The sequence below is a fragment of the Enterobacter sp. UNJFSC 003 genome (assembly GCF_036903355.1).
In the GTDB taxonomy this organism is placed as follows: domain Bacteria; phylum Pseudomonadota; class Gammaproteobacteria; order Enterobacterales; family Enterobacteriaceae; genus Enterobacter.
The window spans coordinates 108,382-122,335 of the sequence record NZ_JBAKHK010000004.1 but is presented as its reverse complement, the minus strand read 5'-3'; the positions used below and the strand labels follow the sequence as shown (position 1 = coordinate 122,335).

Sequence of the window (13,954 nt, the reverse complement as noted above, 5' to 3'; positions counted from 1 at the left end):
GGATCAATGTTATCGGTAACAATGGCGCTAAAATAGCCAACAGATCTGCTTAATCAGGCGAAAGGCCTGTTCTTTTATTCGTTATCTCTGTCTGTATTACAACAACTTATGAAATACCTGCTTGCTGACGCCCTCGTCTACAACGACGAGGACGGTTCTGTTTCTCTTATCAATGCGCCGGATGAGGATGCGCAGATCCTCACCTGCACGGCCAATACCATCATGAAGCTGCTGGTGCAGCATCATGGGAACGTGGTCGAACGAGAGACGCTTCTTCAGGAGGTCTGGGACAGGCGCGGGCTGCAGGGGTCGAACAATTCGTTAAACCAATACATCAGCATTTTACGTAAATTGCTGGCAAGCCTGCTTCCCGACGTGCTGTTTATTGTCACCGTGCCTAAAACGGGCTTTATGCTCAGCGCTGACGTCACGGTCACCGCGCTAGAGGCACCGTGCCCGGCAGTCGAAACGGCGACATCCGTGCGGCGCGTTCGACCGGACGTGCTGTTCTGCGGTGCACTCACGATAGCGATCGTTGCGCTGTGTCTCTGGATCATCGCAATCAAGCCAGCAACCCAGCAGCGGGAGATCCACCTGCTGACCCATATTGGCACGTGTCCGGTCTACACCTTTACGCCGCTGGCAGACGTTTTCCATGATAAGGCGATTGGGCTGGCGCAGACGCTTCAGCAGGACGGCCATCTTCCGTGCCTGAAAAACTCCATCTTCTACATGCACATTCAGCGAACGCTTTTCTACGGCCACGAAGGGCGGCTGGTGCTCTCCCAATGTTCCCTCACGCAGGGTAAAGCCAGCGCCTGCCGTACGCTTTACTATTACGAGTGGTGATATGAGACACAAAAAAGTTTGGCTAATTCTGATCCTCAACCTGCTGCTGCTGGGCGCCGCGCTGGCGTGGTACTTTCACACGCCCCCGCTGTCGTTGGCCTGCGACGGAAACCTGACCTTCTCCGACAGGCGCGACAGCCACGACTTCACCTTTGACGGCGAGATCATTATGCGTTTTCATCCCGACAAAACGGGGTACATCACGCTAAACGGTAGCGTGGTGAATGCGCCGCGCAGCTGGGAGGTTTCCCGCCAGGAGATGTTTAAATGGCGTCACGTTGAGGGTGAACTGTATGAGATTGTCATTCAAAAAGTGGAGCGTTTTAGCCACGATGCCATGCCCCCCGGCGTCTTTGAAAAGTACGTCGCGGGCCTGACGCTGGGCAATAAAAGGCTTCTGACGATAGCGCGCACGCCGGAAGACGCGCTGGTGATCAGCAATTTTTACTCGCCGGTGCTGATCTGCTCGGAATAATGTCGACGGGTCAGGCTATACTTGCCGCCATGCACGTTCATATTCGCCCCACCGCCCCTAACGACGTCACCGCCCTGCCCGCCATTGAACGCGCGGCGGCCGGGCGTTTTCGTGACGACCCGGCACTCGCCTGGCTTGCCGGGGGTGAGGTGATTACCGCTGAACAGCACCTCGGGTATGTTGAACGCGGGCACAGCTGGCTGGCGCTGGCGAACGATCGCCCCGTGGGGTTTATCCTCACAGAAGCGCACGCGTCGTCGCGGTTTATCGTGGAGCTCTCGGTCGAACTGGCCTGGCAGGGAAAAGGAATTGGCCGGCAGCTCATCGCCCGTGCGGCTGACCATGCCCGTAAGGCAGGGCTAGCGTCGCTGACGCTGACGACGTTCCGGGACGTCGCGTGGAATGCGCCGTTCTATGCCCGGTTGGGGTTTGAATATGTCACTGAACTCACGCCTGAACTTCGTCAGAAAAGGGAAGAAGAGACAGCGCACGGCTTAGCGTTTGAATCTCGCTGCGCCATGCGCCTGCCCCTTAATTAATTAAAAGGTTTCCCAGTTTTCACCCGCGTCGGCAGTCGCGGCTTTACGCGCCGTCGCTGGAGTTGCCACGGTTTTCGCCGAGGCGAATTCGCGCGCTTTCATCTGCTCCTGCTGAATACGGAACACGGCTACGGCCTGCGTCAGACGGCTCGCCTGTTCTTCCAGCGCAGCGGCGGCAGCGGCGGACTCTTCCACCAGCGAGGCGTTCTGCTGGGTGACGCGATCCATCTCAGCGACCGCCAGACCCACCTGGTCGATACCGCGGCTCTGCTCATCAGACGCAGAGGCGATTTCACCCATGATGTCGGTTACGCGGGTGACGGCATTCACGATCTCACCCATGGTTTCACCAGCACTTTCCACCAGAGTAGAACCCACTTCCACGCGGCCCACCGAGTCTTCAATCAGGCTCTTAATTTCACGTGCTGCCTGAGCGCTGCGCTGTGCCAGGTTACGCACCTCACCCGCCACAACGGCAAACCCACGCCCCTGTTCACCCGCACGCGCCGCTTCTACCGCCGCGTTCAGTGCCAGGATGTTGGTCTGGAAAGCAATACCGTCGATTACGCTAATAATGTCAGCAATCTTCTGCGAACTACCGGCGATGTCGCGCATGGTTTGCACCACGTTATCCACCACTTTACCGCCCTTCTGAGCGGTTTCGGACGCGCTCAGCGCCAGGTTGCTCGCCTGACGGGCGTTCTCGGCGTTCTGCTTCACGGTCGCGGTCAGCTGCTCCATGCTGGCGGCGGTCTCTTCCAGGGAAGCGGCCTGCTGCTCAGTACGGGAAGAGAGATCGTTATTCCCCATCGAGATTTCGCTCGCGCCGCTGTAGATGGCGTTCGCACCGTTACGCACGTCGCCCACGGTGCGTACCAGCTCACCCTGCATATGGCGCAGTGAATCCGCCAGCTCTCCCATCTCGTTCGAGCCTTCCACGTCGATACGCTTCACGAGGTCGCCGCTGGCGATATGGCGAATGCTGTCGATCAGACGGTTCAGCGGAGAGATCAGCGCCTGCTTAATGCCCAGCCAGACGGCAACAATCACCACCAGTACGGCCACCAGCACGCTAATCAACACCCAAATAGCCTGGCTGTAAGAGCTGTTGCTGTCTTTTACTGCCGTCTCGTACAGCTTGTCGTTCTGCTGCAGATAATTCACGTACTGCTTCTCAAAGCCATCCTGATAGCTCTGGGTTGGCTGGTCGAAGAAGGCATTAATTTTGCCCGCGCCCAGAAGCTGAATCAGCTCCGCCAGCGCGCCGTGGTAGATATCGTAGTTACGTTTGATTTCCAGCGCAGCGGTGTCGCTTTGACGGGAATCACGCGGCAGGGCTTCGTAATCAGCCCAATTTTTTTCCGCCTGCTTCAACGAGGTAGAGGCAATCTGCATCAGATCGGAAACGGTCGCGCCGCTGCCAATATTGCTCTGATCCATCATGTAGCGGATACCCGCGCGGTTCAGGGTATTACGGGTTTGCAGCAACGCTACCCAGCTGGCGTTCAGCGTGGATTGTTGCTGACGAATGGTTTGCAGGACGGTGAAGTTCTCTTTGTCATTCTTTAGGGCATTAAAGAAAAGACCACCGGATGTGAGTTGTAAAAGGCCAAAAATAGCTAAAACCAGCAACAAACTGGTGACAATCTTTATACGGTTTAACATGTTTTCTCTTTCCATCAGACAGATAACAGAATTTTCGGCCTGGAAAGGGAAAACTTTACGAAAATCATCCTGGAATTTGTGGTTTTTACTCTTCTTCACGCGCTGCGACGTGCCTGTTTCCAAGTTCAATAAACTCTTCCAGCAGCGCCGTCAGCTGCTTCATCTTCTCCGGCGTGAATTCCGCTTCTATCTGTTGATAGGCCTCTTCCACCTGCGCCTGCGCATGTTCATACAAGGCGTTGCCCTCTTTGGTCAGCGACACGTAGAGCTTGCGCTGGTCGTTCACCGGCTTTAATCGCAGCACCAGACCGTCGCGCTCCATGCGCGTCAGAATGCCGGTCAGGCTTGGGCGCAAAATGCAGGTCCGAAATGCCAGATCGTGAAAATCCATCGAGGGATGTTCGGCCAGCACGCGCACGATGCGCCACTGCTGTTCGGTCAGATTATGCCGCTTCACGATCGGCCGGAAGTACGACATGGCCGCTTCACGCGCCTGCAACAGTGCGATGGTTAATGAGTCATGCATAGCCTCTCCCCGACAATTATTAATAAGTAAACGAATTTTAAAAGCTGTTTTTATAAACAACCTGTTTTACGCCAAAAAGTCTAACAGAAACAACGCATTTTTATTAACAAACTGATAAATATAAAATTTAAATTTGAGATGTAAATTTATTGTTATTCATATCACAAATCTTTCACTTCTGATTGCGAAACGAACAGTAAAAGCATAAAACCAGATCATTAACATATTAATGAAATCAACGCCGGACCGCCGGCCTGAGGAGTATGTGAATGAAAGGAACTGTTTTTGCCGTCGCGCTGAATCATCGAAGCCAGCGTGAAGCCTGGGCCGAGGCGTTCGAAAAAGCCCCCTACAATACGCCACCTAAAACGGCCGTGTGGTTTATCAAGCCGCATAACACCGTCGTCCGCGCAGGTGAGCCAATCCCCTTTCCGGAAGGTGAGACGGTGTTAAGTGGCGCAACCGTAGCGCTGGTGGTAGGCAAAACGGCGAGTAAAGTACGCGTTGAAGATGCCGCAGCGTATATCGCAGGGTATGCGCTGGCTAACGAGGTTAGCCTGCCGGAAGAGAGTTTTTACCGCCCGGCGATCAAGGCCAAGTGCAGGGACGGGTTTTGCCCGCTGGGGGAACCCGTCGCCCTGGACAGCGTGGATAACCTGACCATCATCACCGAGATCAATGGCCGGGAAGCGGACCACTGGAACACCGCCGACCTGCAGCGTAATGCTGCCGAGCTGCTGAGTGCCTTGAGCGAATTCGCGACCCTCAATCCTGGCGATGCCATTCTGATCGGTACCCCGCATTCGCGTGTCCCTCTTCAGCCGGGCGATCGCGTGCGCGTTCTGGCGGAAGGTTTTCCGCCGCTGGAAAACCCGGTGGTGGATGAACGCGACGTGGCCATCGCTCACGGCGCGCATCCGCACCCCACGCTGTTTGCCCTCGGACTGAACTACGCCGATCACGCCAGCGAACTGGACTTCAAGCCGCCGACCGAGCCGCTGGTGTTCATCAAAGCGCCAAACACCGTTAACGGCGACAACCAGACCTCGGTACGCCCGAACAACGTTGAGTACATGCACTACGAGGCGGAGCTGGTGGTAGTCATCGGTAAAACCGCGCGCAAGGTCAGTGAAGCCGACGCGATGGACTACGTTGCGGGCTATACGGTCTGCAACGACTACGCCATCCGCGACTATCTCGAAAACTACTACCGCCCGAACCTGCGGGTGAAAAGCCGCGACGGGCTGACGCCCATTTCCCCGAACATCGTGCCGAAAGCGGCCATTCCCGACCCGCACAACTTAGCCCTGCGCACCTTCGTGAATGGCGAGCTGCGCCAGGAAGGGACCACGGCGGACCTGATTTTCAGCATCCCGTTCCTGATTGCGTACCTGAGCGATTTTATGACCCTGCAGCCGGGCGACATGATTGCCACCGGCACGCCGAAAGGGCTGTCCGACGTGGTGCCGGGTGATGAAGTGGTCGTGGAAGTGGAAGGCGTGGGCCGCCTGGTGAACCGAATTGTCAGCGAGGAGACTGCAAAATGAAAAAAATTAACCACTGGATCAACGGTAAGAACGTCGCGGGAAGCGACTACTTCCACACCACCAACCCGGCCTCCGGCGAGGTGCTGGCGGAGGTGGCCTCCGGCGGTGAAGCCGAAATCCATCAGGCCGTGGCGGTAGCAAAAGAGGCGTTCCCGAAATGGGCTAACCTGCCGATGAAGGAACGCGCGCGCCTGATGCGTCGCCTGGGGGATCTGATCGACCGGAACGTCCCGGAGATCGCCGCCATGGAAACCGCCGACACCGGCCTGCCGATCCACCAGACCAAAAACGTCCTGATCCCGCGCGCCTCGCACAACTTCGAGTTCTTCGCCGAGGTGTGCCAGCAGATGAACGGCAAAACCTACCCGGTTGACGACACGATGCTGAACTACACCCTGGTGCAGCCGGTAGGCGTCTGCGCGCTGGTATCCCCGTGGAACGTGCCGTTTATGACCGCCACCTGGAAGGTCGCCCCCTGTCTGGCCTTAGGCAATACCGCGGTGTTGAAGATGTCTGAACTCTCCCCGCTGACCGCCGACCGTCTGGGCGAGCTGGCGCTGGAGGCGGGCATTCCGGCGGGCGTGCTGAACGTGGTGCAGGGCTACGGTGCGACGGCGGGCGATGCGCTGGTGCGCCATCACGACGTGCGCGCCGTCTCCTTTACCGGCGGCACCGCCACCGGGCGGAACATCATGAAAAACGCCGGGCTGAAGAAATACTCCATGGAGCTGGGCGGCAAATCACCGGTGCTGATTTTTGAAGATGCCGACATCGAACGCGCGCTGGACGCCGCTCTGTTCACCATCTTCTCCATCAACGGCGAGCGCTGCACGGCAGGTTCGCGCATTTTTATTCAGCAAAGCATCTATCCGGAATTCGTGAAGCGCTTTGCCGAGCGCGCCAACCGCCTGCGCGTGGGCGACCCGGCCGATCCGAACACTCAGATTGGTGCGCTCATCAGCCAACAGCACTGGGAGAAGGTCTCCGGCTATATCCGCCTCGGCATTGAAGAGGGTGCAACCCTGCTGGCGGGCGGCCCGGACAAACCGACCGATCTGCCCGCGCACCTGAAGGGTGGCAACTTCCTGCGCCCGACCGTGCTGGCGGACGTCGACAACCGCATGCGTGTGGCGCAGGAGGAGATCTTCGGGCCGGTGGCCTGCCTGCTGCCGTTTAAGGACGAAGCGGAAGGCCTACGTCTGGCCAACGATGTGGAGTACGGCCTGGCGTCGTACATCTGGACCCAGGACGTCAGCAAAGTGCTGCGTCTGGCGCGCAATATCGAAGCCGGAATGGTGTTCGTGAATACCCAGAACGTGCGCGATCTGCGTCAGCCGTTTGGCGGCGTGAAGGCTTCCGGCACCGGGCGCGAGGGCGGCGAGTACAGCTTCGAAGTGTTCGCGGAGATGAAGAACGTCTGCATCTCGATGGGCAACCATCCCATTCCTAAGTGGGGGATCTGAATATGGGCAAATTAGCGTTAGCCGCAAAAATCACGCACGTGCCGTCAATGTACCTTTCTGAGCTGCCGGGTAAAAATCACGGCTGCCGCCAGTCGGCTATCGACGGACATAAAGAGATCAGCAAGCGCTGCCGAGAGCTGGGCGTTGATACCATTATCGTGTTCGACACCCACTGGCTGGTGAACAGCGCCTATCACATCAACTGTGCGGACCATTTTGCGGGCGTCTACACCAGCAACGAACTGCCGCATTTTATCCGCGACATGACCTACGACTACGACGGCAACCCGGCGCTCGGCCAGCTTATTGCCGACGAAGCGGTCAAGCTCGGCGTGCGCGCCAAAGCGCATAACATCCCAAGCCTGAAGCTGGAATACGGCACCCTGGTGCCGATGCGCTACATGAACAGCGATAAGCACTTCAAGGTGATCTCCATCTCGGCGTTCTGCACGGTTCACGACTTCGCCGACAGCCGCCGGCTGGGTGAAGCCATCCTCAGCGCTATCGAAAAATACGACGGCACCGTGGCGGTACTGGCCAGCGGATCGCTGTCACACCGCTTTATCGACGACCAGCGCGCGGAAGAGGGGATGAACAGCTACACCCGTGAGTTCGACCGCCAGATGGACGAGCGCGTAGTGAAGCTGTGGCGCGAAGGCCAGTTCAAAGAATTCTGCAGCATGCTGCCGGAGTACGCCGACTACTGCTACGGCGAGGGCAACATGCACGACACGGTGATGCTGCTGGGCATGCTCGGCTGGGACAACTACGGCGGTAAGGTGGAGTTTCTCACCGAGCTGTTCGCCAGCTCCGGCACCGGCCAGGTCAACGCCGTTTTCCCTCTGCCCGCATAAGGATCCACCGTGCCGCATTTTATTGCTGAATGTACCGACAATATCCGCGAGCAGGCCGACCTGCCGGGGCTGTTTGCCAAAATCAACGAGGCGCTTGCCGCCACCGGCATCTTCCCGCTGGGCGGCATCCGCAGCCGCGCCCACTGGCTGGATACCTGGCAGATGGCAGACGGTAAACAGGATTACGCCTTTGTGCATATGACGCTGAAGATAGGTTCCGGGCGCAGCCTTGAAAGCCGTGAAGAGGTCGGTGAAATGCTGTTTACGCTGATCAACGCGCACTTTGCCGAGCTGATGGCGAGCCGCTATCTGGCGCTGTCGTTTGAGCTAGACGAGCTGCACCCGACGCTCAATTACAAACAAAACAACGTGCACGCGCGCTTTCGCTGAGGTCATTTATGCTGGATAAACACACCCATACCCTGATCGCCCATCGGCTGCATCAGGCAGAACAGACCCGGGAGCAGATCCGTCAGATCTCACTCGACTACCCGACGATCGCTATCGACGACGCCTACGCCATACAGCGCGAATGGGTAAACCTGAAAATCGCCGAAGGCCGCGTGCTGAAAGGCCACAAGATCGGCCTGACCTCCAAAGCGATGCAGGCCAGCTCGCAGATCGCTGAGCCGGACTACGGCGCGCTGCTGGACGACATGTTCTTCCACGATGGCTGCGACATTCCCGTCGATCGCTTTATCGTTCCCCGCATTGAAGTGGAGCTGGCCTTCGTGCTGGCAAAACCGCTGCGCGGACCTAACTGCACGATCTTCGACGTCTACAACGCCACGGATTACGTGATCCCCGCGCTGGAGCTGATCGACGCCCGCTGCCACAACATCGATCCCGACACCCAGCGCCCGCGCAAGGTCTTCGACACCATCTCCGATAACGCTGCCAACGCGGGGGTGATCCTCGGCGGCCGCCCAATCAAGCCCGACGCGCTGGATTTGCGCTGGATCTCCGCTCTGCTCTATCGCAACGGCGTAATTGAAGAGACCGGCGTCGCCGCAGGCGTGCTCAATCATCCGGCAAACGGCGTGGCGTGGCTGGCGAACAAGCTCGCGCCGTATGACGTGCAGCTTGAACCCGGCCAAATCATCCTCGGCGGATCGTTTACCCGTCCGGTGACGGCCAGCAAAGGCGACACTTTCCATGTTGACTACGGCAGCATGGGCTCCATCAGCTGCCGCTTCGTCTAGGAGACAGCCATGCAAAACGCATTCAAAGCGGCGCTAAAAGCAGGCCGTCCGCAAATCGGCCTGTGGCTGGGGCTGACCAGCAGCTACAGCGCTGAACTGTTAGCAGGCGCGGGCTTCGACTGGCTGCTGATCGACGGGGAGCACGCGCCAAACAATGTGCAAACCGTATTAACCCAGCTGCAGGCCATTGCGCCTTACGCCAGCCAGCCGGTGGTACGCCCGGCGTGGAACGATCCGGTGCAGATCAAGCAGCTGCTGGACGTGGGGGCACAAACCCTGCTGGTGCCAATGGTGCAAAATGCCGGCGAAGCACGTCTTGCGGTGAGCGCAACCCGCTACCCGCCCGCGGGCATTCGCGGGGTGGGCAGCGCCCTGGCGCGCGCCTCGCGCTGGAACCGTATTCCGGATTACCTGCAGCAGGCTAACGACGCCATGTGCGTACTGGTGCAAATCGAAACCCGCGAGGCGCTGAAAAACCTGCCGCAGATCCTGGACGTGGACGGCGTCGACGGCGTGTTTATCGGCCCGGCGGATCTGAGCGCCGACATGGGCTTTGCCGGCAACCCGCAACACCCGGAAGTCCAGGCAACCATCGAACAGGCGATCGCGCAGATACGCGCCGCCGGTAAAGCCCCCGGCATCCTGATGGCCAACGAGGCGCTGGCAAAACGCTATCTCGACCTCGGCGCGCTGTTTGTTGCCGTCGGCGTTGACACCACCCTGCTCGCCCGCGGCGCGGAAGCGCTGGCGGCACGCTTTTTCGAAAAACCGGTTACGTCAGTTAATAACAATAAATCCGTCTACTAAACGTAAGATCTGGAGCGCACCATGACGACCTCTACCCTGCAATCCCATGATAATAAAGCTGTTGAACATCGCGTCATTAACAAACTGTTCCGGCGCCTGATCGTGTTTCTCTTTATCCTGTTTGTCTTTTCGTTTCTCGATCGCATCAATATCGGCTTTGCCGGGCTGACGATGGGCAAAGATCTGGGCCTCACCTCCACCATGTTTGGCCTGGCCGCGACGCTGTTTTACGTCACCTACGTGCTGTGCGGGATCCCGAGCAACATCATGCTGGCGAAGATCGGCGCGCGGCGCTGGATCGCCGGGATCATGGTGGTGTGGGGCATCGCCTCCACCTGCACCATGTTCGCCACCAGTCCGCACACGCTCTATGTTTTACGCATGCTGGTAGGCATTGCCGAAGCCGGATTCCTGCCGGGAATACTGGTCTACCTCACCTGGTGGTTCCCGGCCTATTACCGCGCCCGCGCCAACGCGCTGTTTATGATTGCCATGCCGGTGACCATGATGCTCGGGTCTATCCTCTCCGGCTATATTCTGGCGATGGACGGGCTGTGGAACCTGAAGGGATGGCAGTGGTTGTTCCTGCTGGAAGGGCTGCCGTCGGTGGTGCTCGGCGTGGTGACATGGTTCTACCTCAACGACACGCCGGATCAGGCTACGTGGTTGGATGATGAAGAGAAGCAGACGCTGAGAACCATGATCGCCCGCGAGCAGGAGGTCGCTATTTCACGGCCCGTCACGCCGAAATCCACGCTGCGCGAAGTGCTGACCCCGGCGGTGCTGCTCTACACGCTGGCCTACTTCTGCCTGACCAACACGCTGAGCGCGATCAACATCTGGACGCCGCAGATCCTGCAAAGCTTCAACACGGGGAGCAGCAATATCGTCATCGGCCTGCTGGCGGCGATCCCGCAGTTTTGTACCATCCTCGGGATGATCTGGTGGAGCCGCCGCTCCGACAGGCTGAAAGAGCGAAAAAAGCATACCATCCTGCCGTACCTGTTCGCCGCGGCGGGATGGATGCTGGCCTCAGCCACCGATCACAGTCTGATCCAGCTGCTTGGCATCATCATGGCCTCAACCGGATCGTTTACCGCCATGGCGATATTCTGGACCACACCGGATCGGGTTATTAGCCTGCAGTCACGGGCGGTGGCGCTGGCGGTGATCAATGCGATCGGCAACGTGGGATCTGCGGTCAGTCCGCTGCTGATTGGTATTCTGCGTGATGCCACCGGCAGCTTCAGTTCGGGGCTGTGGTTTGTGGCCGGGCTGCTCGTCGTTGGCGCGCTGGTCTTAACCCGAATCCCGATGACCCAGCGGGAAAGCCTTGAGCGCGAACCGGACATCGCGGCGCAGAAGATCCACTAGGAAGCCGCTATGTGCCAGAGTCCCGTTGCCAATATCGACATCAGCAAAGACTACGATGAAAGTCTGGGTACCGACGATGTGCACTATCAGTCCTTCGCCCGCATGGCGGCCTTTTTTGGCCGCGACATGCAGGCGCATCGTCACGACCAGTATTTTCAGATGCACTTTCTCGATACCGGGCAGATTGAGCTTCAGCTCGACGATCACCGCTACTCGGTGCAGGCCCCGCTGTTCGTCCTGACGCCGCCGTCGGTGCCGCACGCGTTTATCACCGAATCCGACAGCGACGGTCACGTGCTGACGGTACGCGAGGATCTGGTCTGGCCCCTGCTGGAGGTGCTTTACCCCGGCACGCGGGAAGCGTTCGGCCTGCCGGGGATTTGCCTCTCGCTGGCTGATAAGCCGGAGGAGCTGGCGGCCCTGCAGCACTACTGGCAGCTCATTGCCCGGGAATCCACGGAACAACTGCCCGGCCGCGAGCATACGCTGGTCCTGTTAGCCCAGGCGGTCTTTACCCTGCTGCTGCGCAACGCGAAGCTCGACGACCACGCGGCCAGCGGGATGCGCGGTGAGCTGAAGCTGTTCCAGCGCTTTAACCAGCTTATCGACACCCGCTTTCATGAACACTGGACGGTGCCGGAATATGCAAGCGAACTGCATCTGACCGAATCCCGCCTGACCGATATCTGCCGCCGCTTCGCTAACCGCCCGCCGAAGCGGCTGATTTTTGACAGACAATTGCGCGAGGCCAAACGGCTGCTGCTCTTTTCCGACAGTACGGTCAGCGAGATCGCGTGGCAGCTAGGGTTTAAAGACCCGGCCTATTTTGCCCGTTTTTTCAACCGCCTAATGGGCTGTTCGCCCAGCGCGTACCGGGCGCAGAAAGTCCCGGTGTCGCCTTTTCCCCTCGCCCAAAGGGAGGGTTAGGGTGAGGGAAATCACACTCTGCGTTCTCTCGCGAAAAGTACCCGCCGTTGTCCCAAACGTCCCTTCACGTTCCGCTCCTCTCAGGCTTCAATTAAACAACAAAAACAAAACATAAATTTAACAATCAAATTCCGATACGAGGTCCCTATGAAGCCTGAAGATTTCCGCACTGATGCCAAACGCCCGTTAACCGGTGAAGAGTATTTAAAAAGCCTGCAGGATGGTCGTGAGATTTATATCTACGGCGAGCGCGTCAAAGACGTTACGACCCATCCGGCTTTTCGCAACGCGGCAGCCTCCATAGCGCAGATGTACGACGCGCTGCACAAGCCAGACATGCAGGACACGCTGTGCTGGGGCACAGACACCGGCAGCGGTGGCTATACGCACAAGTTCTTCCGCGTGGCGAAAAGCGCCGACGACCTGCGCCAGCAGCGCGATGCTATCGCCGAGTGGTCGCGCCTGAGCTACGGCTGGATGGGCCGCACGCCGGACTACAAAGCCGCATTTGGCTGTGCGCTCGGCGCTAACCCGGCCTTCTACGGCCCGTTCGAGCAGAACGCCCGCAGCTGGTACACCCGCATTCAGGAAACCGGCCTGTACTTCAACCACGCTATCGTGAATCCGCCCATCGACCGCCACAAGCCGGCTGACGAGGTGAAAGACGTTTACATCAAGCTGGAGAAAGAGACCGACGCCGGGATTATCGTCAGCGGCGCGAAAGTGGTGGCGACCAACTCGGCGCTGACGCACTACAACATGATCGGCTTTGGCTCTGCGCAGGTGATGGGCGAAAACCCGGACTTCGCGCTGATGTTCGTCGCCCCCATGGATGCCGAAGGCGTGAAGCTGATCTCCCGCGCCTCTTACGAAATGGTGGCTGGCGCAACCGGCTCCCCATACGATTATCCGCTCTCCAGCCGCTTTGACGAGAACGACGCCATTCTGGTGATGGACCACGTGCTGATCCCGTGGGAAAACGTGCTGATCTACCGCGATTTCGACCGCTGCCGTCGCTGGACGATGGAGGGCGGCTTTGCCCGCATGTATCCGCTGCAGGCCTGCGTGCGTCTGGCGGTCAAACTTGACTTTATCACCGCCCTGCTGAAGAAATCGCTGGAATGCACCGGGACTCTGGAGTTCCGCGGCGTGCAGGCCGATCTCGGCGAGGTGGTAGCCTGGCGCAATATGTTCTGGGCGCTGAGCGACTCCATGTGCTCCGAAGCCACCCCGTGGGTCAACGGGGCGTATCTGCCGGATCACGCTGCGCTACAGACCTACCGCGTCATGGCCCCGATGGCCTACGCGAAAATCAAGAACATCATCGAACGCAACGTCACCAGCGGGCTGATCTACCTGCCGTCCAGCGCTCGCGATCTGAACAACCCGCAGATCGACCAGTATCTGGCGAAATACGTGCGCGGCTCTAACGGGATGGATCACGTCGAACGCATCAAGATTTTGAAGCTGATGTGGGATGCCATCGGCAGCGAGTTTGGCGGCCGTCACGAGCTGTACGAGATCAACTACTCCGGCAGCCAGGATGAAATCCGCCTGCAGTGTCTGCGCCAGGCGCAAAGCTCCGGCAATATGGACAAGATGATGGCGATGGTCGACCGCTGCATGTCCGAGTACGACCAGCACGGCTGGACGGTGCCACACCTGCACAACAACACCGATATCAACATGCTGGACAAGCTGCTGAAATAGCGCAGCGGGAGGCTTC

14 protein-coding genes are annotated in these 13,954 nt (G+C 58.6%); 12 read left to right on the top strand and 2 right to left on the bottom strand.

Translation table 11 applies throughout. The features are described from left to right. Positions 1-108 precede the first annotated feature (108 nt). From V5P19_RS12620 to V5P19_RS12610, 3 genes are read left to right on the top strand one after another with little or no spacing between them, the layout of a single operon-like run. Positions 109-849, top strand: coding sequence for a winged helix-turn-helix domain-containing protein (locus V5P19_RS12620; RefSeq protein WP_334403723.1), 741 nt, complete (start codon positions 109-111; stop codon positions 847-849). Position 850: 1 nt separating this feature from the next. Further along, positions 851-1,324: a hypothetical protein gene (locus V5P19_RS12615; protein ID WP_334403720.1), complete on the top strand. Its 474-nt coding sequence runs from the start codon at positions 851-853 to the stop codon at positions 1,322-1,324. Positions 1,325-1,353: 29 nt separating this feature from the next. Next, positions 1,354-1,863, top strand: a complete 510-nt coding sequence (locus V5P19_RS12610; protein WP_334403718.1) for a GNAT family N-acetyltransferase — start codon at positions 1,354-1,356, stop codon at positions 1,861-1,863. On the opposite strand, the gene tsr is transcribed toward V5P19_RS12610, so the two are convergent. Both tsr and hpaR read right to left on the bottom strand, forming a co-directional pair. Beyond that, positions 1,864-3,528 carry a methyl-accepting chemotaxis protein gene (gene tsr / locus V5P19_RS12605; protein ID WP_334403716.1) on the bottom strand — a complete coding sequence of 555 codons (1,665 nt, stop codon included), beginning with the start codon at positions 3,526-3,528 and terminating at the stop codon, positions 1,864-1,866. Between the two features lie 85 nt (positions 3,529-3,613). After that, positions 3,614-4,054 carry a homoprotocatechuate degradation operon regulator HpaR gene (gene hpaR, locus V5P19_RS12600; protein ID WP_334403714.1) on the bottom strand — a complete coding sequence of 147 codons (441 nt, stop codon included), beginning with the start codon at positions 4,052-4,054 and terminating at the stop codon, positions 3,614-3,616. Positions 4,055-4,323: 269 nt separating this feature from the next. Between hpaR and hpaG the strand changes: the two genes are divergently transcribed. The 9 genes from hpaG (at position 4,324) to hpaB (ending at position 13,938) form a co-directional block, all read left to right on the top strand. Then, the gene (gene hpaG, locus V5P19_RS12595; protein ID WP_334403712.1) at positions 4,324-5,601 is read left to right on the top strand and encodes a 4-hydroxyphenylacetate degradation bifunctional isomerase/decarboxylase; all 1,278 of its coding nucleotides are present in this window, start codon (positions 4,324-4,326) and stop codon (positions 5,599-5,601) included. Beyond that, complete coding sequence (gene hpaE, locus V5P19_RS12590; RefSeq protein ID WP_334403710.1) at positions 5,598-7,064, top strand: 5-carboxymethyl-2-hydroxymuconate semialdehyde dehydrogenase; 1,467 nt, start codon at positions 5,598-5,600, stop codon at positions 7,062-7,064. Before hpaG ends, hpaE begins: the two co-directional genes overlap by 4 nt. Positions 7,065-7,066: 2 nt before the next feature. Continuing rightward, positions 7,067-7,918, top strand: a complete 852-nt coding sequence (gene hpaD / locus V5P19_RS12585; protein WP_334403708.1) for a 3,4-dihydroxyphenylacetate 2,3-dioxygenase — start codon at positions 7,067-7,069, stop codon at positions 7,916-7,918. A gap of 9 nt (positions 7,919-7,927) precedes the next feature. Next, the gene (locus tag V5P19_RS12580; protein WP_334403706.1) at positions 7,928-8,308 is read left to right on the top strand and encodes a 5-carboxymethyl-2-hydroxymuconate Delta-isomerase; all 381 of its coding nucleotides are present in this window, start codon (positions 7,928-7,930) and stop codon (positions 8,306-8,308) included. 8 nt (positions 8,309-8,316) lie between these two features. After that, the gene (gene hpaH, locus V5P19_RS12575) at positions 8,317-9,120 is read left to right on the top strand and encodes a 2-oxo-hept-4-ene-1,7-dioate hydratase (RefSeq protein ID WP_334403704.1); all 804 of its coding nucleotides are present in this window, start codon (positions 8,317-8,319) and stop codon (positions 9,118-9,120) included. 9 nt (positions 9,121-9,129) lie between these two features. Continuing rightward, entirely contained in the window at positions 9,130-9,927 is a 798-nt protein-coding gene (hpaI, locus tag V5P19_RS12570) for a 4-hydroxy-2-oxoheptanedioate aldolase (protein ID WP_334403702.1), read from the top strand. A gap of 21 nt (positions 9,928-9,948) precedes the next feature. Further along, on the top strand, positions 9,949-11,301 hold the full coding sequence (hpaX, locus tag V5P19_RS12565) for a 4-hydroxyphenylacetate permease (RefSeq protein ID WP_334403700.1): 1,353 nt from the start codon (positions 9,949-9,951) through the stop codon (positions 11,299-11,301). A gap of 9 nt (positions 11,302-11,310) precedes the next feature. Continuing rightward, a complete protein-coding gene (gene hpaA, locus V5P19_RS12560) occupies positions 11,311-12,228 on the top strand; it encodes a 4-hydroxyphenylacetate catabolism regulatory protein HpaA (protein WP_334403698.1) in 918 nt (305 codons plus the stop codon). 147 nt (positions 12,229-12,375) lie between these two features. Next, positions 12,376-13,938, top strand: coding sequence for a 4-hydroxyphenylacetate 3-monooxygenase, oxygenase component (hpaB, locus tag V5P19_RS12555; RefSeq protein WP_334403696.1), 1,563 nt, complete (start codon positions 12,376-12,378; stop codon positions 13,936-13,938). Positions 13,939-13,954: the final 16 nt, after the last annotated feature.

Coding starts and splice junctions, on each gene's coding strand:
- hpaG (WP_334403712.1), top strand. CDS start 4,324: ATGAAAGGAACTGTTTTTGCCGTCGCGCTGAATCATCGAAGCCAGCGT.
- tsr (WP_334403716.1), bottom strand. CDS start 3,528: ATGTTAAACCGTATAAAGATTGTCACCAGTTTGTTGCTGGTTTTAGCT.
- hpaB (WP_334403696.1), top strand. CDS start 12,376: ATGAAGCCTGAAGATTTCCGCACTGATGCCAAACGCCCGTTAACCGGT.
- V5P19_RS12615 (WP_334403720.1), top strand. CDS start 851: ATGAGACACAAAAAAGTTTGGCTAATTCTGATCCTCAACCTGCTGCTG.
- hpaE (WP_334403710.1), top strand. CDS start 5,598: ATGAAAAAAATTAACCACTGGATCAACGGTAAGAACGTCGCGGGAAGC.
- hpaD (WP_334403708.1), top strand. CDS start 7,067: ATGGGCAAATTAGCGTTAGCCGCAAAAATCACGCACGTGCCGTCAATG.
- V5P19_RS12620 (WP_334403723.1), top strand. CDS start 109: ATGAAATACCTGCTTGCTGACGCCCTCGTCTACAACGACGAGGACGGT.
- hpaI (WP_334403702.1), top strand. CDS start 9,130: ATGCAAAACGCATTCAAAGCGGCGCTAAAAGCAGGCCGTCCGCAAATC.
- hpaX (WP_334403700.1), top strand. CDS start 9,949: ATGACGACCTCTACCCTGCAATCCCATGATAATAAAGCTGTTGAACAT.
- V5P19_RS12610 (WP_334403718.1), top strand. CDS start 1,354: ATGCACGTTCATATTCGCCCCACCGCCCCTAACGACGTCACCGCCCTG.
- hpaR (WP_334403714.1), bottom strand. CDS start 4,054: ATGCATGACTCATTAACCATCGCACTGTTGCAGGCGCGTGAAGCGGCC.
- hpaH (WP_334403704.1), top strand. CDS start 8,317: ATGCTGGATAAACACACCCATACCCTGATCGCCCATCGGCTGCATCAG.
- hpaA (WP_334403698.1), top strand. CDS start 11,311: ATGTGCCAGAGTCCCGTTGCCAATATCGACATCAGCAAAGACTACGAT.